At 60.6% G+C, this 22,605-nt stretch carries 23 protein-coding genes; 10 read left to right on the top strand and 13 right to left on the bottom strand.

The features are described from left to right. Window positions 1–4: 4 nt before the first annotated feature. The 4 genes from SBC1_RS16570 to SBC1_RS16555 form a co-directional block, all read right to left on the bottom strand. Entirely contained in the window at window positions 5–991 is a 987-nt protein-coding gene (locus SBC1_RS16570; protein ID WP_165092765.1) for an ABC transporter permease, read from the bottom strand. Further along, a complete protein-coding gene (locus tag SBC1_RS16565) occupies window positions 988–2,562 on the bottom strand; it encodes a sugar ABC transporter ATP-binding protein (RefSeq protein ID WP_165092764.1) in 1,575 nt (524 codons plus the stop codon). The genes SBC1_RS16570 and SBC1_RS16565 overlap by 4 nt, the downstream gene beginning before the upstream one ends. Before the next feature lie 163 nt (window positions 2,563–2,725). Beyond that, window positions 2,726–3,739: an ABC transporter substrate-binding protein gene (locus SBC1_RS16560; RefSeq protein WP_165092763.1), complete on the bottom strand. Its 1,014-nt coding sequence runs from the start codon at window positions 3,737–3,739 to the stop codon at window positions 2,726–2,728. 123 nt (window positions 3,740–3,862) lie between these two features. Beyond that, on the bottom strand, window positions 3,863–4,951 hold the full coding sequence (locus tag SBC1_RS16555; RefSeq protein WP_241201966.1) for a LacI family DNA-binding transcriptional regulator: 1,089 nt from the start codon (window positions 4,949–4,951) through the stop codon (window positions 3,863–3,865). A gap of 283 nt (window positions 4,952–5,234) precedes the next feature. Between SBC1_RS16555 and SBC1_RS16550 the strand changes: the two genes are divergently transcribed. From SBC1_RS16550 to SBC1_RS16540, 3 genes are all read left to right on the top strand, one after another. After that, window positions 5,235–6,035, top strand: a complete 801-nt coding sequence (locus tag SBC1_RS16550; RefSeq protein WP_165092762.1) for a phytanoyl-CoA dioxygenase family protein — start codon at window positions 5,235–5,237, stop codon at window positions 6,033–6,035. Further along, window positions 6,032–7,144 carry an aldose 1-epimerase gene (locus SBC1_RS16545; protein WP_371826741.1) on the top strand — a complete coding sequence of 371 codons (1,113 nt, stop codon included), beginning with the start codon at window positions 6,032–6,034 and terminating at the stop codon, window positions 7,142–7,144. The genes SBC1_RS16550 and SBC1_RS16545 overlap by 4 nt, the downstream gene beginning before the upstream one ends. A gap of 73 nt (window positions 7,145–7,217) precedes the next feature. Then, the gene (locus tag SBC1_RS16540) at window positions 7,218–7,628 is read left to right on the top strand and encodes a response regulator (protein ID WP_165092761.1); all 411 of its coding nucleotides are present in this window, start codon (window positions 7,218–7,220) and stop codon (window positions 7,626–7,628) included. Window positions 7,629–7,637: 9 nt separating this feature from the next. Here the strand turns inward: SBC1_RS16540 and SBC1_RS16535 are convergent, their stop codons facing one another. Both SBC1_RS16535 and SBC1_RS16530 read right to left on the bottom strand, forming a co-directional pair. After that, complete coding sequence (locus tag SBC1_RS16535) at window positions 7,638–8,444, bottom strand: endonuclease/exonuclease/phosphatase family protein (protein ID WP_165092760.1); 807 nt, start codon at window positions 8,442–8,444, stop codon at window positions 7,638–7,640. Between the two features lie 78 nt (window positions 8,445–8,522). Further along, window positions 8,523–9,026, bottom strand: a complete 504-nt coding sequence (locus SBC1_RS16530) for a hypothetical protein (RefSeq protein WP_165092759.1) — start codon at window positions 9,024–9,026, stop codon at window positions 8,523–8,525. A 371-nt stretch (window positions 9,027–9,397) separates the two neighbouring features. Here SBC1_RS16530 and SBC1_RS16525 point away from each other — a divergent pair, with 371 nt between their 5' ends. The 4 genes from SBC1_RS16525 to SBC1_RS16510 all read left to right on the top strand — a co-directional run bounded on the left by SBC1_RS16525 (window position 9,398) and on the right by SBC1_RS16510 (window position 12,704). Then, a complete protein-coding gene (locus tag SBC1_RS16525) occupies window positions 9,398–10,375 on the top strand; it encodes an AAA family ATPase (RefSeq protein WP_165092758.1) in 978 nt (325 codons plus the stop codon). 201 nt (window positions 10,376–10,576) lie between these two features. Further along, complete coding sequence (locus SBC1_RS16520; protein ID WP_165092757.1) at window positions 10,577–11,677, top strand: NAD(P)/FAD-dependent oxidoreductase; 1,101 nt, start codon at window positions 10,577–10,579, stop codon at window positions 11,675–11,677. A gap of 192 nt (window positions 11,678–11,869) precedes the next feature. Continuing rightward, window positions 11,870–12,181: a high-potential iron-sulfur protein gene (locus SBC1_RS16515; protein ID WP_165988542.1), complete on the top strand. Its 312-nt coding sequence runs from the start codon at window positions 11,870–11,872 to the stop codon at window positions 12,179–12,181. Window positions 12,182–12,392: 211 nt separating this feature from the next. Beyond that, window positions 12,393–12,704 (top strand): cupin domain-containing protein, encoded by a 312-nt coding sequence (locus SBC1_RS16510; RefSeq protein WP_165092755.1) that lies wholly within the window; start codon window positions 12,393–12,395, stop codon window positions 12,702–12,704. Window positions 12,705–12,978: 274 nt separating this feature from the next. Here the strand turns inward: SBC1_RS16510 and SBC1_RS16505 are convergent, their stop codons facing one another. Further along, on the bottom strand, window positions 12,979–13,263 hold the full coding sequence (locus tag SBC1_RS16505; RefSeq protein ID WP_165988540.1) for a hypothetical protein: 285 nt from the start codon (window positions 13,261–13,263) through the stop codon (window positions 12,979–12,981). A 93-nt stretch (window positions 13,264–13,356) separates the two neighbouring features. After that, a complete protein-coding gene (locus tag SBC1_RS16500) occupies window positions 13,357–14,136 on the bottom strand; it encodes a Mut7-C RNAse domain-containing protein (RefSeq protein ID WP_165092753.1) in 780 nt (259 codons plus the stop codon). A gap of 232 nt (window positions 14,137–14,368) precedes the next feature. On the opposite strand from SBC1_RS16500, the gene SBC1_RS16495 reads away from it, so the two are divergent. The 3 genes from SBC1_RS16495 (at window position 14,369) to SBC1_RS16485 (ending at window position 16,409) form a co-directional block, all read left to right on the top strand. Then, a complete protein-coding gene (locus tag SBC1_RS16495) occupies window positions 14,369–15,247 on the top strand; it encodes an NAD(P)-dependent oxidoreductase (RefSeq protein ID WP_165988539.1) in 879 nt (292 codons plus the stop codon). A 357-nt stretch (window positions 15,248–15,604) separates the two neighbouring features. Further along, window positions 15,605–16,033 carry a hypothetical protein gene (locus tag SBC1_RS16490; protein WP_241202122.1) on the top strand — a complete coding sequence of 143 codons (429 nt, stop codon included), beginning with the start codon at window positions 15,605–15,607 and terminating at the stop codon, window positions 16,031–16,033. A gap of 10 nt (window positions 16,034–16,043) precedes the next feature. Next, on the top strand, window positions 16,044–16,409 hold the full coding sequence (locus SBC1_RS16485) for a response regulator (RefSeq protein WP_165092750.1): 366 nt from the start codon (window positions 16,044–16,046) through the stop codon (window positions 16,407–16,409). 164 nt (window positions 16,410–16,573) lie between these two features. On the opposite strand, the gene SBC1_RS16480 is transcribed toward SBC1_RS16485, so the two are convergent. The 5 genes from SBC1_RS16480 to SBC1_RS16460 form a co-directional block, all read right to left on the bottom strand. Then, window positions 16,574–17,410 carry an OmpW family protein gene (locus SBC1_RS16480; RefSeq protein WP_165092749.1) on the bottom strand — a complete coding sequence of 279 codons (837 nt, stop codon included), beginning with the start codon at window positions 17,408–17,410 and terminating at the stop codon, window positions 16,574–16,576. A gap of 102 nt (window positions 17,411–17,512) precedes the next feature. Further along, a complete protein-coding gene (locus SBC1_RS16475; RefSeq protein ID WP_165092748.1) occupies window positions 17,513–18,760 on the bottom strand; it encodes a DUF2957 domain-containing protein in 1,248 nt (415 codons plus the stop codon). 107 nt (window positions 18,761–18,867) lie between these two features. Continuing rightward, window positions 18,868–20,316 (bottom strand): DUF2957 domain-containing protein, encoded by a 1,449-nt coding sequence (locus tag SBC1_RS16470; protein ID WP_165988537.1) that lies wholly within the window; start codon window positions 20,314–20,316, stop codon window positions 18,868–18,870. 466 nt (window positions 20,317–20,782) lie between these two features. Beyond that, window positions 20,783–21,736 carry an N-acetyl-gamma-glutamyl-phosphate reductase gene (argC, locus tag SBC1_RS16465; protein WP_165092746.1) on the bottom strand — a complete coding sequence of 318 codons (954 nt, stop codon included), beginning with the start codon at window positions 21,734–21,736 and terminating at the stop codon, window positions 20,783–20,785. 149 nt (window positions 21,737–21,885) lie between these two features. Further along, entirely contained in the window at window positions 21,886–22,452 is a 567-nt protein-coding gene (locus SBC1_RS16460; RefSeq protein WP_165092745.1) for a flavodoxin family protein, read from the bottom strand. Window positions 22,453–22,605: the final 153 nt, after the last annotated feature.

The raw sequence follows: 22,605 nt of genomic DNA, 5'->3' as shown, positions 1-22,605 counted from the left end.
TTCCCTATCGATGGCGCCGCTGCACATACACCGCAGCGATGATGATGCCGGCTTTCACCACGAGCGCGGCGGCATCGGGAATGCCGTGTGCGAGCAGCGTGTATCGGAGCAACTGGATGATCAGCGCACCAATCAGCGTCCCCACTATGTACGCTCTGCCGCCCGTCAACGCCGTGCCGCCCACGGCCACTGCCGCAATGGCATCGAGCTCGGAGCCGAGGCCGATCACATTGGCGTCCGACGAGGAATTGACCGATATCGATATCAACCCTGCCAGCCCCGCCAGCGCCGCGCACAACGTGTACGCAATCATTTTCACGCGCGCCGTTGGAATGCCGCTCAGGTACGCGGCCTGTTCGTTCCCGCCGGTCACAAGCAGGTACTGGCCGAACAAGGTCTTGCGCACGATCCACGCGAACAACGCCACGAGCGCGAGCATCAGGAACACTTGCGCCGGCACGCCCGCCACGCGGCCCAGCGCGATCCACTGGAACGCGGGGTTATCGAACGCTTGCAGGCTGCCATCGGTGAACACCTGCGCAATGCCGCGTCCTGCGATGAACAGCACCAGTGTCGCGACAATGGGCTGTACAGAAAGCCTCGTGACGAGGAAGCCGTTGAACACACCGCAGAGGGCCGCGGCCATGACGGGCAAGACAAAGGCTAGTGCAATGCCGAATGGCCCGGCGACGTTCATGAAGATCATCGGCGCGAGCGAACCGGCAATCGCCATTGAAGCGCCTACCGATAAATCGATACCGCCCGTCGCCACGACCAGCGTCATCCCAATGCCGACGATCACGATCGTCACCACTTGCGTGAGGTTAACGTTGAAGGTCTGCAGCGACCAGAAGTGCTGCGTGAAGAGCAGGTTGAACAGGATCATGGCGAGCAGCACGGCGATCTCGCGCTGGATCGTTATCCGATGCTTTTTCTTCGGCGCGTTCTGTACAAGCGGCGCGGCGGTTGCCGGTTGCGTTTTCTGATTCATGGCTGACCTTCTTTGGCATCGATCGCTTCCACCAGCGCGGACTCTTCTCCGGACCCATACGCGATCGCATCCATGATCGACGCCTCGCTCATGCGCGCACCATCCAGTTCGGCGACGGTCCTGCCATCGCGGATCACAACAGCGCGATCGGCCACGGCAGTGAGCTCTTCGAGCTCGGATGCCGACAGCAACACCGCCAGCCCCGAGTCGCGCAGCTCGCGGATGATCTTCGCAACATCGGCTTTAGCGCCGACATCGATCCCTCGCGTGGGTTCATCGAGCAGCAGCAAACTGGGGTTCGTCGCCAACCAGCGTGCGAGCAAAACCTTCTGCTGATTGCCGCCCGAGAGTTCGCGTATCGGCTGATCGGGCGACCGCAGTTTGATCCCCAGCGATTCGATAAACCGATCCACTATCTCGCGCTGCTTTGCGACATCGACTACGCCGCGTCTAGTCAGCGTGCGCAGGCACACGAGCGTGAGGTTGTCGCGCACGGACAGCTCGGGCACGATGCCTTCGCCCTTGCGATCCTCGGTGAGATACGCAATCCCGCGCGCAATGGCGTCTTGCGGCGACTTGAGCGTGACCGGCTTGCCATCGATGAAAAGCGACCCGCGTTCGGTCGAATCCGCGCCGAACATCAACCGCATGGTTTCCGTGCGGCCCGAGCCAAGCAGACCGGCCAGACCTACGGCCTCGCCCGCGTGGACATCAAGCGATACGTCCGTCACCTTCGCGCCCGCGCCGAGGTTCGTTGCGCTGATCGCCGTCGAACCGCGTTTGGCGAGGTTGGCTTCCTTGACCGCGCTGTCCTCGTGCACCACGGCCGCAAGCGTGCGGCCAAGCATGGTGGTGACGAGTTGCAACTTGTCGAGCGCGGCCATCGGGCTTTCCGCGACGGTTTGCCCGTCGCGCATGACCGTGACGCGATCGCACAGCGCATACAACTCATCCAGCCGATGCGACACAAAAATCACCGCGCGGCCGTCGTCCCTTAAGCGCCGCACCACGGTGAACAGCAATTCGACTTCGCGTTCATCGAGCGAGGACGTGGATTCGTCCATGATGACCATCTTCGCTTCCGACGATACCGCCCGCGCCAACGCCACCATCTGCTGGATAGCCGTCGAAAACTCACGCACGGGTTTGCTTACATCGATCTGCAAGCCAAACGAGTCGAGCAATTCCTGCGCACGACGATGAATCGTCTTCCAGTCGATCAACCCAAACCGGCGCGGCTCGCGCCCGAGAAAGATGTTCTCGGCAATCGAGCGGAACGGGACAAGATTGATCTCCTGATAGATCGTGCTGATACCGGCTTCGCGCGCTTCTTTCGGGCTGCGGAAATCGGCTTCGCGGCCATCGAAACGAATCGTGCCCGCCGAGCGCCGGTATGCACCCGTGAGGATCTTGATCAGCGTCGATTTACCCGCGCCGTTCTGCCCGATCAGCGCATGCACCTCTCCCGCCGACACAGAAAGCCGCGCGTGCCGCAACGCGGCCACGCCACCAAAGCTGATGTCGATGTCCTGCATTTCGAGCAGGGGGGATCCAGAATTCGGCGTGTTCATCTAGTGCGTCTCCCTGGCGGTTGGTTTCACGCAATGAATGCTGAATGCGTTTGCGCGCGCCGGATACAAAAGAAGCGACGGCCCGCGAAAGACGGGGCGCGCCGCTTCGAACACCTTCGTTGCTCTGTCGACCAAGCGTTACACGTTCACTGAACGTGTCCGCTCAATAACCGTACTGCATGCTCTGCTGCACGTTGCTTTTATCGTAGAAGCGGTCGGAGACTTTCACCCACGGCGGGACCGTTTCGCCCTTCGCGAATTTCTGCGCCACGTCGCACGCGAGCGGGCCGAAGAACGGGCTCGACTGCACGCTGGCACCGAGTTCGCCGGCCGCGATGGCGTCCATGCCGCCCTTCGTCCCGTCGATCGTCACAATGGTGATGTCCTTGCCCGGCTGCTTGCCGGCCGCCTTGATTGCGGCAATCGCGCCGAGCGCCATTTCGTCGTTGTGCGCGTAGACGGCGGTGACATCGGGATGCGCCTGAAGCAGCGTTTCCATGACCTGACGGCCCTTGTCGCGGGCAAAGTCGCCGCTTTGCGACGCGATGATCTGCATGCCCGGATTCTTCGCGATCACGTCGTCAAACCCTTTCTTGCGATCGTTCGCCGCGGACGCGCCCGTCGATCCTTCCAGCTCGATGATCTTGGCCTTGCCGCCGGTCGACTTGACCAGCCAGTCGGCCGCGCGCTGTCCCTGGTTGATAAAGTCAGAGCCGATGAACGTGATGTAGTCCTGGCCCGCTTTCGCCACCGATTGATCCACGTTACGGTCCACCAGGATCACCGGAATCCCCGCCTTCTTTGCCTGCAGCACGATTGGCGCGAGCGGCTTTTCTTCGCGCGGCGGGAACACGATCAAATCGACGTGCTGCGCGATCATGCTCTGGATGTCGGCGACCTGTTTCGATGCCGAGCTGTTCGCGTCGGTCATCACCATCTGCCAGCCGCACTTCGCCGCGATGTCCTTGAAGCTCTTGGTTTCGGCGAGACGCCACGGGTTGTTGCTTTCCGTCTGAGCGAAGCCGACGCGCAAGGGTTTCTTGTTCGCGAGTTTCGGCAGGGGAGAGTCGTCGGCGTGGGCGATGCTTACGCCCGCCACCATCGACAGCGCGAGCGCCGACGTGGCCAGCACGCGCAACGGGAATTTGCGTTTGTTGAAGTTTTCAAGCGACAGCATGTCTTCCTCCGGTATGGATGGTCCTGCTTTTTTAAGTGGTTGGTCCTACGGTGTTTTCCGTCCTCGCCGCTTCATCTCAATAAGTCGGGGTGCGATGATTATTCCACCGTATTTTATTATTGGTCAATCGCTAATATTATTAATTGCGGGCTGTTTTGCCACGGTAATTACCCTTACCGATGCGCGTTCCACCAGCGGTCCGTCGAGCTTCACCGTGCGCCGGCGTACCGGTGCACCGGCGGCGCGGTTGTGCTCCTCTTGCAGCAGTGTTTCGACGGCCCATCGGCCCAGTTCATAGTTGGGCAGGACGACCGTGGAGAGCGGTGGATGGGTATGCCGGGCGATTTCCTGATCGTCGTAGCCGAGTACGGACACGTCTTCCGGCACGCGCAATCCAAGCTGTTTCAGCGCCTCAATTGCGCCCAGCGCCATCAAATCGTTCGCGCAGAAAATGGCTGTCGGCGGATTGGATTGGCGCATGAGAGAGAGCGTTTGCTCGAAGCCCGAACCCGAGCTCCAGTCGCCTTCGCGCACCAGTTCAGCGGCGAACGGAAGGTCCGCAGTCGAGAGCGCCATCCGATAGCCTTTCAGGCGGTCGCGCGCCGCGTCCTGCCAGGGCTCGCCATTCACATACCCAATTCTTCGATGCCCCGCGTTCAGCAGGTATTCCGTCGCGGTATGGCCGCCCGTGACTTCCGCCGGCACCACCGACGAAAGCTCGGAATCGCTTGTGTAGCAGTTCAGCAGGACCGTCGGGACCTTTGAAAGCGCAGCCGGCAAGATCACCTTGCGGGTATAAACCGTTGCGTAAATCACGCCGAGCACGTTGGGATTCGTCAGCGTGGCGTCGAGTACTTGCTGCTCGATCTCTGCGTTGCCGTGGGTCGAGTAAACAGCAAGCATCCGGCCGTTTGCGAACGCTGTATCGCGTGCGCCGTCGATGTTCACCACCGGATGCGGGCTCGTGGAAATCTCATCGGCGAGATATACGATCAAGTTCTTCTCGTTCGCCCCAATCGCCGCGTCCAGCGGTTCGCGGGCCGTCATCCGGTAGCCGAGATCCTGTGCCGCCTTCAGTACCTTGTTGCGCGTAGCATCGGAGAATTTCGCGCTGGTCGCGTTGTTCAGCACGAGCGAAACGGTCGATTGCGAGACGCCGGTCAGCTTCGCGATGTCGGTCATCGTCGGACGGCGTTGCGTGGATTTTTTCATTGTCTGTGGCCGCGAAAAAGCGGCGGCGTTGTCGTTGCGTGGCGCTGAAACGTTCTGCGGATGCCGCCGACGGTACCACTAATATTTTCTACCGACAACGCTCATAAACCATTGCCTGTATTGCTCTTATCGGTGATCCGGCTGGTCTAAGTGTTATTACTAATAATATTGACTAATTCGCGGCGATCGTGCGATTCTCGGGGCGCGCGCGGGCTATCGGATCAATGAAAGCCTCGCGTGCCGACCGCGCCCGGTTCACGCGGCGCAACACAAGGAGACAACAATGGCCCGCTACGACGAGCGCGCTCGCGATGCGTTTGCGGAGGACTTCGAACGTGACGGCTTTGTGCTGCTGCACAGCCATTTCCCGCGTGCGACGCTCGAAGCGTGGCGTGCGGCTTTCGCACCCCTTTTCGAGCCGCACGAAGCGGCGGCGCGCGAGCAGGGCGACAGCGGTAATCGAGGACCCGGGCGCTATTACGTCACGTTGCCGTTTGAAGGCGAGTTCGCCGATCCTGCCATCTTCTGCGATGACGACGTGCTGGGGATCGTCGAGCGAATTGCCGGTCCCGATCCCGTGATGTGCCAGCTCGCCACCGATACACCCGTGCGCGGCTCCGACTTTCAGGACTGGCATCGCGACACGCCGCCTTTGTTCGATGGCCTGCCGGAAACGCCATCGTTTCAGTTGGCGGTGAATTTTCCGCTTATCGATGTGAATGGGGAGAACGGGTCGCTGGAAACCACGCGTGGGACGCATCGGTTATCGCGTGAGGAAGCGCTCGCTGGTTTGGCGGATGGCCGTTTTCCAGCAGAACGCGTCCCGATGCAACTCGGCGACGTGATGATCCGCGACGTGCGCGGTTTGCATCGCGGCACACCGAATTTCACCGATACCCCGCGTCCGATGGTCGTGATTGGTTATAGCCGTTCGTGGTATTTCAGGCCGGAAGTGCAGGTGCAAGTGCCGCGCGATGTGTTCGCCGCGCTGCCCGCCCGCGCGAAACGGCTGCTGCGTTATAGCCCGCAAGTCGACAAGACGCCGCGGACCTTCGACGAAAGTTATCAGCGGTTCGCATATTGAACGCCGATCGCCACGAAGGCGCGGGTGAAAGCGCCGCCGCCCAGTCCATTCAGCGCGCGCCGATCGCTGACGACGCGTTTCGCCTGGCGTTGAATGACGCTGCGCTGATCGAACTACGCTTTGAGGATCGGCGAGTGTTGCTGGCGCCGCACGTCGGCGGCGCGATCGCGGCGTTCTACGATCTGCGGGATGGCGGCAACGCCAACGCCAATGCCAATGCCAATGCCAATGCCAATGGTCGCACCGAGTTGCATTGGCTGCGCCCCGCTTCGGCCGACGCGCTCGCTGCGTGCAACCCGCTCGGCATGGCGAGCTTTCCGTTGCTGCCGTACTGCAACCGGCTGCGCGATGCGCGTTTTGCTTTCGATGGCCGTGAGGTCGATCTATCCGCCGATGGCAACGCATTCGATCACGCGCTGCATGGACACGCGTGGCGGCGGCCGTGGCGCGTGGGTTTGGTCTCATCGACCATGGTGGAATTGCATCTGAACCACGAGCCCGGCAGCGAACCGGCGCATCACTGGCCGTATCGATACGAAGCCACGCAGCGTTTCGAACTCGATGATTCAGGCTTGTTCGTCACCATGCGGATACGCAATCTCGCCGATCAGCCTATGCCGTTCGGCATGGGTCATCATCCTTATTACCCTCGGACGCCGGCCACACGTATCCACACCAACGCCCGCGCAATGTGGCACGCCACACAGGATCTCCTGCCGACAAAGCTTGGCGCGCATCCGTGCGTCGATGCGTTGGCGTCGCCGGAAGGCTTATCCGCCGATGCTTACGATCTGGACAACAACTTTGCGGGCTGGTCGAGGTCGGCGACCATCGACTGGCCGGATGAGCGCCGCAGCGTGACGCTTCACGCCGATGAGCCGTTCAATCACATGGTCCTGTACGCGCCGTCGGCGCATCCGAACCTGTTGTGCGTGGAACCTGTCACGAACACGGTGGATTTCTTGAACCTCGACGCGCCGCGAGAAGACGTAGGCGGCGGGGTGTTGATGCCGGGTGAAATGATGCAAGCGCGCTTCGGCTGGATGCCGCACGAGTCTGCCGAATCTACCGCCAGACGGAGTGAATCCACTTTCCCGGTATCATCCTGAAATTGTCCGCGCGCCTGATTCGCTCAGCGCGCGAGCACCTTCAGCATTCTCAAAAATCCAGGAAAGTACCACCATGATGATGACCGACAGCGCGCCAGGCGAATCCACACAACCGCGCCGGGTATTGCTCGTCGATGACAGCGTCGATGCAGCCGAAGCCATGTCGATGTTGCTCGAAACGCTCGGCCACGAAGTTCGCGTGATGCATGACGGCCCGAGCGCGCTTGCCATGGTTGATGACTTCGCGCCCGATGTCGTGATCCTGGATATCGGCTTGCCGGGCATGGACGGCTTCGATGTTGCGCGGGAGATGCGCACGCGCTCGGTGACTAAATCCGCATTGCTGATCGCGCTGACGGGATATGGCGCGGACAGTGACAAGAAGGCAGCCCACGACGCCGGCTTCGACCATCACCTGGTCAAACCCGTGTCCTTCACCGCGATAGAAGCCGTGATTGCCGCGTCATTTGCAGGCCGTCACTAAAAAGACGAGTTACTCCACCCGCAGCTTCGCCATATACGGCAGATGATCGGACAACCATGCGGTGTCCTGCGTCGGCGTAATCCATTCAACTGGTTTCATTCCGCGTACGAACATCTTGTCGAGCGCGAGCGCGGGTGAAAACGCGGGATAGGTCCGCCCGGATTCGCCGAGCATGGTCGCCACTTCGCTCATCCCGAGTTCGCCGAAGACCCCTACCGAATCGTTACGCCAGTCGTTGAAGTCGCCCGCCAAAACGAGCGGCCCAACAGGCGCTTCCTTTGAAATCCACAACGCGATCCAGTTCATCTGCCGCAGCCGTGCCGCCCGCGTCAATGCGAGATGCGCGCACAGCAGCGTGACCGAGCGCCCGGCAAACGTGGCGCGCGCGACCAGCAAGCCGCGCCGCTCAAACCTGTGCGCCGAGATGTCCCACCGTCCACCCAGATCCAGCGGATGCGGCGAAAGAATCGCATTGCCATGTCGCCACGATGGTTTGAACACGTTCTGCCCGAGCGCGATCTGCAAATCGAGCGACGTTGCTATTTCTGTTGCCTGGCAGTGCCAGATGTCATCGACCGGGGCATCGAGTGGATTGCCGAAGCTCGCTGCCAACACAGGCTGCGGCATCCGTCGAGCCATGGCTTCCTGCAGGAAATAGGCATCGGCTTTAGTCGACTGGACCCAGCGCTGCATCGCGCTCCACGCCTGGAGGCCAAGCGGCGAGCGGCCCTTGTGCAGGTTCCAGCTCACGGCCACGAAGTCGGGGATCTCGTGAGCGGAGGGAATGCCGGAGTTGAAATGTTCTGGATTTCGCATTCGATGAATGTATTGACCGCGGAGTTGAACGGCGCGGTGTGGGACGCGGTGGCGTCGAATGTCTCGACGCGCGGCGCGCTACTGCGCAGCCGTTGCCAGCGTCGCACGAACCTTGTAGGTGAGCGACGGATTTTTATCGACGATCTGCCACGTCGACCATTCGCCCGGCTTGAGAACCAGCCCGGGATGCGTGGCGCTGACCTGACGCGGTTGGGGCGGCAGCTTGCAACCCTCCGCGGTCGACGGCGCGGTGTTGCTTTGTAAGGTTTCCTGCGCGTCGATCTGCAACGTGATGTCGTCGCTGTTGGCGTGGATGGGGGAAATGGTGAGGGTCCGCTGCAGGTCAATATCGCCGGCGGGTTTGTCCGCGCAACCTACGTTGTTTTTTACCACGTGATGATGGGTATCGGTGCGGGCCTGGCCGACGCTGGTCGTGCCAGTGAAGCTGTCGATCTGCTGACCATCCTGTAAAACCTGCAGCTCCCATTTGACCGGCTGCGGCTGCGTGCCTTGCGCAAAAGCGCTGAAAGGCGCGGTGATTGCGGCGCAGAACAGCAGCGCTGCCGTGTGGTGTTTCAACATGTGTGCTTTTCTCCTGATCCCTTATTGCGTCTGGGCCATGGCCCGGTCGATCCGGGTAGGTTATTTCTGACACTGATCTGGTGCGTGCGTTCAGCGCCAAGTGTTTCCAAAAGCTACCTGCGCGAACGCAAAAACTGCAGCAATCTTTCGTGTTGCGCCTAGCCGGTCATGCACAGGCAGCGCACTTTTCGCACCCGCTCGCTCCCCGCTTTTTCCGCAGCGCAACTCATCGATCATACAAGCGCTTCGGGCCGCCTGCCGAAGCTATCGCATTTTTAGGCGATTAGCAGCAGACGCCCGGGACTGCTCGCTTGCGCGCATTTTTGTGGCCGATAAACTGAATTTATCGATCAACAAAACCGGGGAAAGCGATGAGCACCGCCGTCATTAAACAGGAACTCGCCGTGGCGTCGTTCAGCAAGGTCTACGACCTGGACGAGGTCGAAACCGCGTTGAACGACCTGAGCGAAGGGGGCAGCGAGGCGCTGCGCGCAACGTACGAAAAGATGCTCAAAGCGGGCAATCTGCGCTTTTGCGTCAAGCCAAACCGGATGCCTTCCATAGACGATCTGGTGGCGGATTTGCCCAATTTCCACGAGCCGCTCAACGACATTCGCAAGCAGATCGCACTGTGCCTCGAAACCGAGGACCGGCTCGAATTGATGCCCATGCTGCTGCTCGGCGATCCGGGTATTGGTAAGACGCATTTCGCGAAACAGCTTGCGCGTTTGCTCGGCACGTCGTGCCACTACCTCGCCATGAGTTCGCTGACGGCGGGCTGGATCTTGTCGGGCGCGTCGTCGCAATGGCGCAACGCGAAGCCGGGCAAGGTGTTCGATGCGCTCGTGAACGGCAGTTACGCCAATCCGGTGATGACGGTCGATGAAATCGACAAAGCGACAGGCGACGCGCAATACGACCCGCTCGGCGCACTTTATGCGTTGCTGGAACACGATACGGCGCAGAGTTTTATCGATGAATTCGCCGAAATACCGATCAACGCCGGCAACGTGGTCTGGGTTGCGACGGCGAATCAGGCAAACACGATTCCCGAGCCGTTGCTGAACCGGATGAACGTGTACGAAATCGCGCCGCCGGACCGCGATGGCGCGCGCCGCATCGCGCAGTCGATTTATGACGAGATCCGCAGCGCCCACGCTTGGGGCGCACGCTTTCCGGAAACACTCGGCGACGCGCCGCTCGACGCGTTGACCCAGGCTTCTCCGCGAGCCATGCGGCGTGCAATGCTGAACGCTTTTGGCAACGCGCGCATCGATAACCGGCATGAAGTGCAGGCTCGAGATATCGAATTGGGCAATGGTGGCCGAAAGAAATCGATCGGGTTCTGACGGAGGCATTTTGGCGAAATCTGCAAAAACCCCTCGAAATATGGCCTGAAACTGACTTTTCCCGGGCAAAAAGGCCATATTTCTGGATTTGGCCCGGATTATTTCGGAAAATGGTGTCCTGGCGAAATCAGTATTGCCAATTGCACAAAAAGCGCAATAAAGCGCGCGGAACGGTCGTGCTGGCTGGCCTAGAATAGTGAGATGGACAGAATCGAATGTGTGGTGATTGGCGCCGGCGTGGTCGGACTCGCCGTCGCGCGGGCGATGGCCGCGCGTGGCCGCGAGGTGATCGTGCTCGAGGCGGGCGAAGCGGTCGGCACGGGCACGAGTTCACGCAATAGCGAGGTGATCCACGCGGGGCTGTATTACCCGCGCGGCTCGCTGAAGGCCGCCTTGTGCGTGCGCGGCCGGGCGATGCTTTACGAGTATTGCGATGCCCACGGCGTTCCGTATAACCGCTGCGGCAAATTACTCGTTGCCACGGCGCGTAATCAATTGCCGCAACTCGCGGCAATCCAGCACAAAGCCGTCGAAAACGGCGTCACAGACCTGGTGCGCGTAAGCGGCGCCGAAGCCATCGAGATGGAGCCGCAGCTTCAGTGCGTGGAGGCGGTGTTCTCGCCGCAGACCGGCATTATCGATAGTCATCAGTTCATGCTCGCCTTGCAAGGCGATGCGGAACGCGACGGCGCGACTGTGGCGTTTCATACGCCGGTAACGGACATCGACGCTTGTGACGGTGCGTTCATTGTGGAAACCGGAGGCGAGGCGCCCATGCGCTTTCAGGCCGGCTGCGTGATCAACAGCGCGGGGCTATCGGCGAACCAGATCGCACGCGCTATCCGCGGGCTTGACGCGCGTCATGTGCCGCCGCTGTATTTCGCGAAGGGCAATTATTTCACCGTGAGCGGCCGGACACCATTTGACCGCCTGATTTACCCGATGCCAAATGAAGCCGGACTCGGTGTGCATCTCACCCTCGATATGGGCGGGCAGGCCAAGTTCGGTCCAGACGTGGAATGGATCCAGAAGATCGATTACTCCGTCGATCCGCAGCGCGCGGCCAGCTTTTACGCCGCCATTCGTGCGTATTGGCCGAATCTTCCCGACGACGCACTACAGCCCGCTTACGCAGGGATTCGTCCGAAACTTTCCGGGCCCGGGCAGCCGGCGGCCGACTTCCTGATTCAGGGCCGGGCGGCGCACGGCATGGCCGGGTTGGTGAACTTGTTTGGGATTGAATCGCCTGGGTTGACGGCGTCGCTGGCGATTGCGGAGAAGGTCGCGAAAATGCTCGGCTGACGTGTGGGATGACGTGAAATGAGCTGATCGATGCGAGATAAGAGAATCGACATGAGGGCAAACCCGCTGCGACCTTTCGCCATCGGTTATCTATAAGATTTGGCTTAGTTTGTCGTGCTCCGCGTTGATATGCTTTGGAGATCGTCGTCGATAAGAACGGCGCACACCCCCAATACAACGGAGCACATTCTCATGAAGTCCTCACGACGCACGTTCCTGATTTCGAGCATTGGCGTGGCATCGGCACTGGCGGTATCGCGCACCGCATTCGCCGACCCCGTCAAACTGGCCGAATCAGATCCGATGGCGCAAAGCCTCGGCTACAAGCTCGACGCCACAACCGTCGATAAAGCCAAATTCCCGCGCTACGCCGCCGGTCAGGATTGCGGCAATTGTTCGTTCTATCAAGGCAAAGCCACCGACGCTTTTGCAGCCTGCCCGATGTTCGCGGGCAAGCAGGTTGCGTCGAAGGGTTGGTGCAACGCGTACAACAAGAAAGCCTGACCGGTCCAGAACATATCCCCAATGTAGCTGGTGATTATCGAAACGCGCCCCGCCACACAGGCCGGGCGCGTTTTTCGTCGCCGCTTGAAAACGATCTCAGCGCTCTTTACACTCGCCAAGGCCCCTGACCCAATGCGTCGACACGCCGGTATCGACAAAACGCGGGCTTTGTCCCAATGTCCCGATGCTTCGATGTCTTGCCGGATGACCAATGAAAGTTATTAAAAGCCGCGAATTTACTGCCGAGCGCGCGTGGGGCGCGCTGGATATCACCACGATGAACGGCGTCTCATGCCGCCTGCACTGGACCGATGCGCCGTATAAATGGCACGTGAACGACGGTGAGGAAGTCTTCGCTGTCATGCAAGGCCAAGTGCGAATGCGCGTGCGGCGGGAGGGCGTAGAGGAAGAAGTACTGCTGGACGCTGGCGATATCTTTCACGCCCAACCCGGCGACGAACATGTTGCCGAGCCGGTGGGTATCGCGCGAATTCTGGTGATCGAGAAAGAAGGCAGCGTTTGAAATAAGTTCGCGTGGGACTACCGGGTGTTTCCTGCTAGCGCGCGCTTGGCGTGCACACATCCAGGACTGGCGCCGGTTTCAGTCCGGCGAGTGCGGCTTGGACTGAACTGAACGGGCGCGTTAAAAAGCCGTTCCGCGACACGCCGGAACGGCTTTTTAATTCAGCAGACGATATACCCGCGCTGCGCTTTAGCTCGACGACCATGCGCGGTTAAAGCGCCGCATTGAGTCAGTCGCGTTCATTCGAGCAGACTTGTCGACTTAACGCGCGAGCTTAAACCGTAGCCTTGCGTTCCAGTCCAGCCTTGACCAGCAAGTCCGCCAGCGCTTCCGACATTCCACCTTCATGCTTTGCCGCATGTTCCTGCAATTGCCTGACGAGATCGCTATCCAGTTTGCAGGCGAACGGGACGAGTCCCTTTTCCTGATCCAGCCGGCGCTGTTCGCGCTTGTCCAGCTTCGGCTGCCCAGTATGCGGGCCGAAACTCGACGCGCTGTTTTGCTTCAGGCCGTTGGCGAGCTTGAGCGCCTTGTTTTTTTCCAGATCGAATTTTTTCACGCGAAGCTCCAAAAGCTATAGAGGCACAGGGCCGAGGCGCGTATTGTACGCACCTCCGGGCCTGAGCCATTACTGTGAGCTATTACTGAGCCATCAGCCGGACGCCGGAACAGGCGGATTACCGGGTGCGGCGTCCATCAATTCTTCGATCCGCGCCCGCATCCGCTTCCAGTGCGACCCTTCCCAAAAGACCCGCCTGCAGACATCGCACGTCACAAATCGCGCGTGCCGCTCAAGCACACCTTCCGGCACGCGATCGCTCACCTCGTCCGCGCTTGCGCGACGCAGCGGCGCGTTGCACATCAGACACAGCCGGAACGGGCGGACATGCTGCGCAAGCCCAAGCCGCGTAGCGACTTCGCGCCATTGCGCATCGGGTTGCAGCGTGCGCACGTAGCAGCCGTGGACCAGCGAGCGGCGCTTCAGTAATTCGCGATCGCGCGTGAGCACCACGCGATGTTCTGCGAGCGCAAGTTGCTCGATTTCATCGTCGGGGAAATGGTTGTCGTAGTAGGTATCGAAACCGGCTAATCGAAGCAATTGAGCCAGGCCACCAAGATGGGCATCGGCGATAAAACGCAGCGTCTCCAGCCGCAATGGAGCGCGCAACGGATGCACGATTTCAAGCGCACGAGGCATCACGCCGGGCGGATAGACATCGATAAAATCGGCGTCTTCCATGAGGGTATCGAAGCCGGTGGGCAGGCCGTTGCGTAGAATCAGCGCCACCTCCGTGTGCGGCACGCCGAGTGCTTCGATCATATGCTTGGTCGTCGACGCCACCGGACACACGCACGCAAACGCCTGTTCGCGCTGCGGCCGCGCCAGGAACTCATTCAACTCCCGATGAAAACGGAACGTGGCAGTCGTCATGGATTCGAGTATCGCATCGGTTCGACACGCCTGCTTTGAGACGGGTCGCAGCGGGGCTTGGTGAGAGGTCATCGGATTCGTCAACCGCAACGTAAAGTTGCATGGGACCAGAGTAACCCGCTGAAGCGGGAACTCTGGTCGACCGCAACGTAAAGTTGCATGGGCAACGTAAAGTTGCATGGGACCAGAGTAACCCGCTAAAGCGGGAACTCTGGTCGACAAGGAGCGTGAGATGGACATTGGATTCATTGGACTCGGCAACATGGGCGGCGCGATGGCGCTGAATGCATTGAAGGCAGGCCACACAGTGCGCGTCTGGAACCGTTCGCCCGACGCCGCGAAAGCGCTCGCCGAACAAGGCGCGCGCGTGGTCGCATCGGCGGATGAAGCGTTCGCGGGCGACGCCGTGTTCTCCATGCTCGCGGATGACTCCGCGTTGCGCGCCGTCCTGCTAGATAGCGGCTTGCTAGAGCGCGCACCGAAGGGCTTGGTACACGTGAACATGGCCACGATTTCGGTGGCGTTCTGCGGAGAACTGGTGGACCTGCACGAGCAGCACGGCGTAGCGTACGTCGCGGCGCCCGTGCTCGGGCGCCCGGACGTGGCGGCGGCGGGCAAGCTGAATATAGTGGCGGCGGGCGCGGATGACGCCATCGCCCGCGTGCAACCTGTCTTCGATGTCATCGGCCAGAAAACATGGCGCGTCGGTACTGCACCGCAACACGCAAATGTGTTCAAGCTGGCGGCGAACTTCATGCTGGCATCGGCAATCGAAACAACTGCTGAGGCCGCGTCGCTGATGACGGGGCATAGCATCGATCCACACGCATTCCTCGACGTGATCACGAACACGCTGTTTCCGGGGCCGGTGTATCAGGGTTATGGCCGGATGATCGCCGACAACCGCTATGAGCCGGCGTTGTTCAAGGCGCGGCTCGGTCTGAAGGACGTGCGGCTTGCGCTCGCTGCCGGCGACGCCGTGAACGTGGCGCTGCCCGTGGCAAGCCTGGTGCGCGACAACCTGATCGATGTACTCGCCCAAGGCGACGGCGACAAGGACCTTGCCGTGCTGGGAAAGGTCGCGGCACGGCGCGCAGGGAAGAAGGTGTGACTGATTCGGTTTGATTCTTGCTCGGCCATAAAAGTAAAGCCCGAGTGCGACGGCGTTGTATCGACAATAAATAGAGGCAATAGATAGGGACGTTCCCTATACTTGTCGCGCCGCGTGCCTCAAATTCGGGATTGTTTCGAATTTGACAGCATTCCGGGCAGCATTCGGTGGCGCACATACGGACACAGGCCGCCGGTGCAGGCTTTTCAAAAGGTCTCGTCGGCGACGAAACCGGCTTGGAAGCGGGTTCTGAAGTGACTTGGAAGCTGGCTTCCGGGGCGGTTTCGGGGCCGGCTTATAAAAAGATGAAGCGGAGACAGGACAGCGCCCACTATGAAAAGCACTCTTCGGGGTCTCATGTTCGTGGCGGCATCGGCGGGCCTTGCATGGGCTTGCCTGAGTACGCCGGGGATCGCTCTCGCCGACGACACCCCCAATCCCTGCGATGCACTCAAGCGCATCGTGGCGGCCGCACCTGATGGTTTCACCTCCTTGCGACCCGACGATGGCAAAGCCGTCGCGCAGCCTTATGGCCGCGACGCGCAGTGCGTGGCGAAAGCCGGCACTTATAGCTGCACATGGACGAAGGGTGCGAACGCGGGCTCGGCGGCTGACGCTTTGCAGGGCGTGGCGGCGGACATTGCCGCGTGCTTGCCGGACGCTACACACGATCAAAACTCGCCGGGTCGGCAGCATTTCTATATTGGGGCGCGGGGGCAGCGCACGCAGATCACTGCAACGACTGCTGGTGCTGGAAAGTTGACGCTCGCGGTGTCGGGCAAATGAGGGGGCAGTCGTGACCAAACGTGTTCTCATAGCCGACGATGACGACGATGCGTTGAGCTGTCTGGCCAATCTGTTGACGGGGCTGGGGCATCAGGTGGCGCAAGCGTCGAGCGGCGTTCAGGCGCTCGACGTAGCGCGGCAATTCGCACCGGAAGTGGTAATTCTGGATCTGGGCATGTCGCCAATGGACGGTCTTTCCGCCGCGCGTGCTTTGCGTGCCTTGCCTGAGGGGCCGGCTATGTTGCTGGTTGCGCTGACTGGCTGGGGACAGCCGCAGCATCACGCGATGACGCAGGAAGCGGGTTTCGATATCCATCTGGTAAAACCGGTTTCTATCGATCAGTTGGGCTTCATTCTGTCGATGACCCAGCCTTGATGTTGTACGTTCGCAACAAATTGACGTGGATCAACACGATGATGTTGCGCTGCACCAATGGTTTTGGTAAAGTGGGGTTGTCTCCTCCATGTCTCTACTGATATGGATTCAGCCCGCCCATCTTAGGCGGGCTTTTTTTTGTCCGCGCTTAGATCCGCGCCCCCTCAGAACCGGTACGAAACCGCCAAAAACGTAATCAGCGGATCGGCCTTCAGCCGCGTCTTCGTCGTAGCCAGTTCGGTCCCGTCAGCCGCCTTGATAATCAACGACGATGTCGTCTTCAGCGGAATGTAGGTTAGCGACGCAATCAAACCCCAGTGCTTGTCGAAGTTATAAGTCGCACCAAGGTTGAACACCGGTTGCCATGAGGACGAAGCCTTCGCCTCCACTGACGTTGGTCCCGGTTTGCCCGCGCCCGCAGCCAGCACGGCGCCAAGATTATTCTGCGTCGATGTCACGAAACCGTTGGTGAGCTCAATGTTCGTAAAGAAGTTATACGAAACGCCAAGGCCCGCAAACGGCCGGAACGCAGCAGTCGGCGCATTGAAGTAGTACTGGAAAATCAGCGCTGGGCTCCACTGCCGCACGCTTTTCACGATCGGGTTCGTCTGATCGAGATTCTGGTTGCCAAGCGCGCCCGCCGGCCCAGGCGGCTGGATCGTGCCGTGACCATCGAGTTCGAACGCGGGCGGCACACCGCCCACGAACGTGGTCGCAATGTGATCGGTGAAAAAGTGCGTGAAGACGAGGCCGAGGGTATCGGCGCTCTTTGTCGACAAACTCGTCCCCGCCGACGTGAATTGCGACGGCAACCGCAGCGGCGTATTGATCGGCGTGGGCGCCACATACGTGGTCAGCGCATCGCTCGAATCCTGCGGCATGACGTGGAACCAGCCGAGTCCAACGACGTTATCGCCGGCACTTTGCGCATGCGCCGACATCGACGCACATGCAGCTACCGCTACCGCCAACGGTTTTCCCGCAGCCAAAAGCTTTTTCATTTCGTCTCTCTTCGGTTACAGGCCGTCATGCGAACGCAGCGCGTCTTCGTGGAAAACCACGTTTTGTTCGCATGCAGCCGTTCTTGATGGGCTGCTGGACGGTTACTGCACGAATGAGCCGATGGTGTAATACGGTGTCGTCGGGTCGCTCTGGTCGAGGTAGCCGAACACACCGCCGGAGAAGATGAACTTGCCGGTCGGCGTAGTGCCGGTCGACGCGCCCACGACCGTCGATGTCACCAGACCCGGAACGGTTTCCGTGTAGTCCAGATTCAACGCACGCGACAACGCAACCTGCGACGGCTGGAACGGATCGATCAAGGTCGCCTGCGTGCCGCTGAGCGCGGTCGTGCGGTAATCGAAGGCGTTATCCACGCCGACGTATTCGCCATTCACCGATCCCGACGCCACGTTGATTTGCGGCGACATCATCGAAATGCCGGATTCGTCATCGGCGAACGGCGGAATGCCCGTGGTGATCGTGGCGTTCGCGGTGCCGGTACGCACCAGGATTGGCACGTTCTGGCTACGCAGCTTACCCACGATCATGTAGCCCTTGCCCAGCGGACCGGCTGCGAGTGTCGGGTTGCCTTGCCCAAGGAAGTTGCTGGTGACGAACGCGCCGCTGCCATCGGGCGATTGCGCGAAGTTCGATCCCGCTTGGCTGCATTTGCCGGCGTTCACACCCGTGTTGTCGCACTCTTGCCAGGTGCCGTCGGCATTGATGGTGATCTTCGAATCGACGGAAATACGCGCATAGTTCTGCGATGGAATCTCGTGATAGCCCAGTTGGCTATACGTTCCCGCGACATTGGCGAGATTGGTCTCAAGCGTCGAGAAGCCGATGAACGGGTAGTACGGGAAGATCCGGTCAGGTACCACACCCTGGCCAAGAATCCCGCCGAACTGCAGTTCCTTGCCCGGAATCGTGCCGCCCGCCACCCCTTCGCCTACGAAGATGCGCGCGGGTCGCGTTGGGTCGAGCGTCGCACCGTTCAACTGGTACGCGCACTGATTGAGCTTTTGCGTGGGCAGGCCGGTTTCCATGGTCAGCGTGCCGTTCTGCGACGTGCCGGCGCGGGTCGGGGAGACCGTGCCGGTGACGGCAGGAATCGGAGATTCCACGTAGGTCACTTGCCACGTGAGTTTCGTTGTGTCGAGTTGCAGCTGGACCAGTTCGCCGCTGCCGGCGCCACCGGTGAACGTGGTCGTGTAGTCGAGCGACGCCGGGCACAGCCGGACGACCGGCGCCTGAGGCGCATCGCTGCCGCCGCCGCAGCCGCCAAGGAGCGGCGTGACGCTGGCGACGGCCGCACCCATCGCACCCAACGCAAAAGTTCTCCATTTCATACTGCTGTCTCCATCCACATTTGTTCGTTCGTCATTCGTCGGTAGCCGGCGCGTGCCGGCTACCCTGGTCTTGTTTGCTTGTGCGTGTTTTGTGCGCTCGGCAGTGCTTATTTACTGAGCAGCGCACCGATGCCGAAGTACGGACTCGCCGGCGTGTCGGCGTTAGCGGACGTGGAGGTCAGCCCGCCGTTCACCGTGCTGCCGGCAATGAAAATGCCGTACAAGCCACCCGCCGAGATCAGCGCACCCTGGCCGCCGTTCTGGTCCTGCACGCCGATCAAGCCGGGCAACTGCTGCGCGTAGCTCATGCCGAAACCGGTCTCGGAAGCCTGCGTCGATGGATTGATGAACGAGCCGACTGGACCTTGCAGCAACGTCGCCGTGTACTTGAAGTTCGAATCCGCGCCGACATACCCGCCATCGAACGCGCCCGACGTCAGCGCCGTGTTCGGAGCGAGCATGGCGATGCCGGATTCGTCATCGACTTGCGATGCGCTCGCGTTCAGCGGCGTGAGCGGCGATGGCACGAAGACCTGACCCGTGCGCACGACAATGGGCACGATCGCGCCGTTGATCTTGCCGATCACCATGTTCGCGTTAGCGACAGCCGGGAACGCAGGGAAGCCGAGACCCGTCAACGCTGGCGAGGAGCGTTTGCCCTGCACTTGCGGGGCGTCAGCGCTGGTGAAGTACGCGCCGCTGGCGTTCGCCGTCCATGCGCCGCCGGTCGTCTGGCAAGACGTATTCGATGCCGGCACGGGCACGGTGCAGTTGCCGGCGGCATCGAAGGATTCCTGCGCCTGCGTGGTTGTAGTCGAGTAATTGTTCGATGGAACCAGGTGGTACAGCAGCGCGTTATACGTGCCCTTGAGATCCGCGACGTTCGTGCTCACCGTCGAGAAACCGATGAACGGATAGAAGTCGAAGTGGCGGTTCGGCACCGGGAACAGCGGCGGGAAACCGGGAATGGGGTTGATACCGTCAGCGGTCAGCGTCGCGCCGTTGTATTGCGCGGTCGCACCTGGAATGCCACCGCCGGCCACGCCCTGGCCGATAAAGATGGTCGGCGGATTCGCCTGGTTGAACGCGGCGGCAGTGGTGTAAATCGAGCCATCCGATGCCTGGCCACCGCCCGGCGTCAGCACGAACGCGCAACGCGTTTGCTCCGCCGTGGGCAGCGTGCCCGCTGGCGGGTGCACCACGGCGCCAACAATCGTCGTGCCCTTGCGGGTCGGGTTGACAGTGCCAGTGACAAGCGGAATGGGCGATTCGAGCCACTTCAGCGAGTATTTCATGTTCACGGCGTCAATGTTCAGGCTCACGATCTCGCCGCTGCCCGCGCCACCCAGATACGTGCTCGAGACAATGTCCGCGTTGGCCGGACATAACGGCGCGGCACCCGCACCCACAGCTGGCGCGCCTTGCGTGCCACAACTCGCGCCGGAACATTGCGGCGTGTTGATCGGACCCGGTGTGTCGGCGTTGCCGCCGCACGCAACAAACAACGGCGCGCTCGCAAGTGCGAGCGCGAGTCCTTTCGAAATGGCATACGGCATACCGCTGTCTCCCTTATCTAGTTTTGCGCGTGTAATTTCGCGGTCACCTTTTCGTATGTCAACCGACTGAAACGTCTAAATAGTCGATTCAAACAGCAGTGTTCCGGCGGTGCCTTGACTGATAAGGCGCGGACGGTGCATTGAAACAAAAGTTTTTCCGTAAGGTTGATTAGAGAAAATCTGTTTCAAAGCGATGCAAAACGAAGAAGGTTTTAGTGCGAAAGCGCGTAATCATCGACGAACGAACGTTCGTAAATAAATTAGGAGAATCCCTATGAAACGCGGCGTAAGTTCTGTTTGACCAGCGGGAAATTTGCGAGACGGAGATTCGAAGACGGGGCCGAGGCGCTGGTGGAGGGAGTAAAACGCAGGCGTGAAAAAGCCGGTTTCGCACAATGGCGGAAACCGGCTTTTGGCTGAGTAGAGCGCTTGGCGCGCTCAGCTTTTGCTGGAGTCGATAGTCAACTTAACGCGTGAGCCCGGATTCCTCGTCGGCGCCGATTGCGAGGTTCATGCACTGGATCGCCGCGCCCGATGCGCCCTTGCCCAGGTTATCCAAGCGGGCAACGGTGACGAACCGCTCTTCGTTGCCGAAGACGAACAGCTCGACCCGGTTGGTGTCGTTGCAAGCCTGGACGTCGAAGAAACCGTCGTCGAGATTGCCGTCCGCATTGAACGGCAATACACGCACGAACGGTTCGTTCGCGTAGTACTCGGCAAACAACGCCTGCACGTCTTGCGGCTTGGCGGCGCGCGATAGTTGATCCGGCGAGAAGTACGTGGTGACGGCGAGACCCTTCAGGAAATTGCCGACAATAGGCGTGAACACCGGCGCGTGCTTCAGTCCCGAACGCACCGCCATTTCCGGCAGATGCTTGTGGCCAAGACCCAGCGCGTAAGGCCGCGGGCTGTCCAGCTTCGGATTGCCGCCCGCTTCATAGTCCGCGATCATCTTCTTGCCGCCACCGCTGTAGCCGGTGATGGAATACGCGTGTGCAGCGAAATCGGCGGAAACAAGACCGCCTGCCACCAACGGCTTCATTGCCAGCAGGAACGCCGACGCGTGGCAGCCCGGCACCGCGATGCGCTTCGCAGTGCGCAAACGCTCGCGCTGCGCCGGCATGAGTTCGGGAAGGCCGTATGCCCAGTCGTCGTGCGTGCGGAATGCCGTGCTGGCGTCAATCACCACCGTGCGGTGATTGTCCGCATTCACCAGCGAAACCGATTCGCGCGAAGCGACGTCCGGCAGGCACAGGAACGTAACGTCCGACGCATTGATCAGCCGCCGGCGCTCCTCCACGTCTTTGCGCCGCGTTTCCTCGATACGCAATACCTCGACGTCACGCCGCTCGGACAGATATTCGAAAATCTTCAGGCCGGTGGTGCCTTCCTGTCCGTCGACAAATACTTTCGTGGTCATCTCGATCTCGCTGGGTCGGTCGCGCCGGGAGGTCATGGTGCCCGAGCGCGGTCAAAACGCCATTTTAATGCGCTTCCGCGACAACGCGATGGCATTGCCGGGCACATCGGCCAATCGGCCTTAAAAATGTTGCAACGCCGCTAAAAAATCTACTTTGCGTTCCAGCGCGCCGCCACGGCCGCGACCCTTGCTCCGAACGCTTTGGCCGTCTCCAGATCGCCGGGCGGCGGGGCTTCGTCAGGCGACGCATCCGCCGGCGATTGAGCCAGCAAGCCCGTAAAGCCGCCGACGAAGTTGAGGTCATTGCGCGTGGCCGCCTTTGTATTCGACGGCATCATGCCCGTGCCGGCCCAGATCATGCCGTGCTGCATTGCGAGTGTGACGAAGTAGGCAATGGTTGAATGCTTATCCCCGTTCATGGTCGCCGAGTTGGTGAACCCGGCCGCGACCTTGTCCTTCCACGATTGCGCGAGCCACGGCTTGGAGCTGGCATCGGCAAATTTCTTGAAGTCGGCTGACGGACCGCCCATGTACGTGGGCGCGCCGAAGATGATGGCGTCCGCGGCGTCGAGCTCGGCCCAGCCGGCGTCGTCCAGGTCGGCGACGGCAAGCAGTTTCGCGTCCGCGCCAGCGTCGATCGTGCCGGTGAGCACGGCTTCCGCGACTTTTTTCGTATGTCCGTAGCCGCTGTGATAAACGATGACGATTTTCGGCATTTCATTCCCCGTTTGCGACACAAAGCCGCGCGTTGCGCAAGAACAACCCGAACCACGCGTCTTCACGATAATTTGGCCGGCTGCAAAAAAACAACGCCGGTGATGGTTCACTGGCGAGTCTAGCAAAGCCAAATTCGACCTGCCGACGCACGA

This window comes from Caballeronia sp. SBC1 (assembly GCF_011493005.1).
Taxonomy (GTDB): Bacteria; Pseudomonadota; Gammaproteobacteria; order Burkholderiales; family Burkholderiaceae; genus Caballeronia.
The sequence above is the reverse complement of the archived record's forward strand: the minus strand, read 5'-3'. Positions and strand labels throughout refer to the sequence as shown.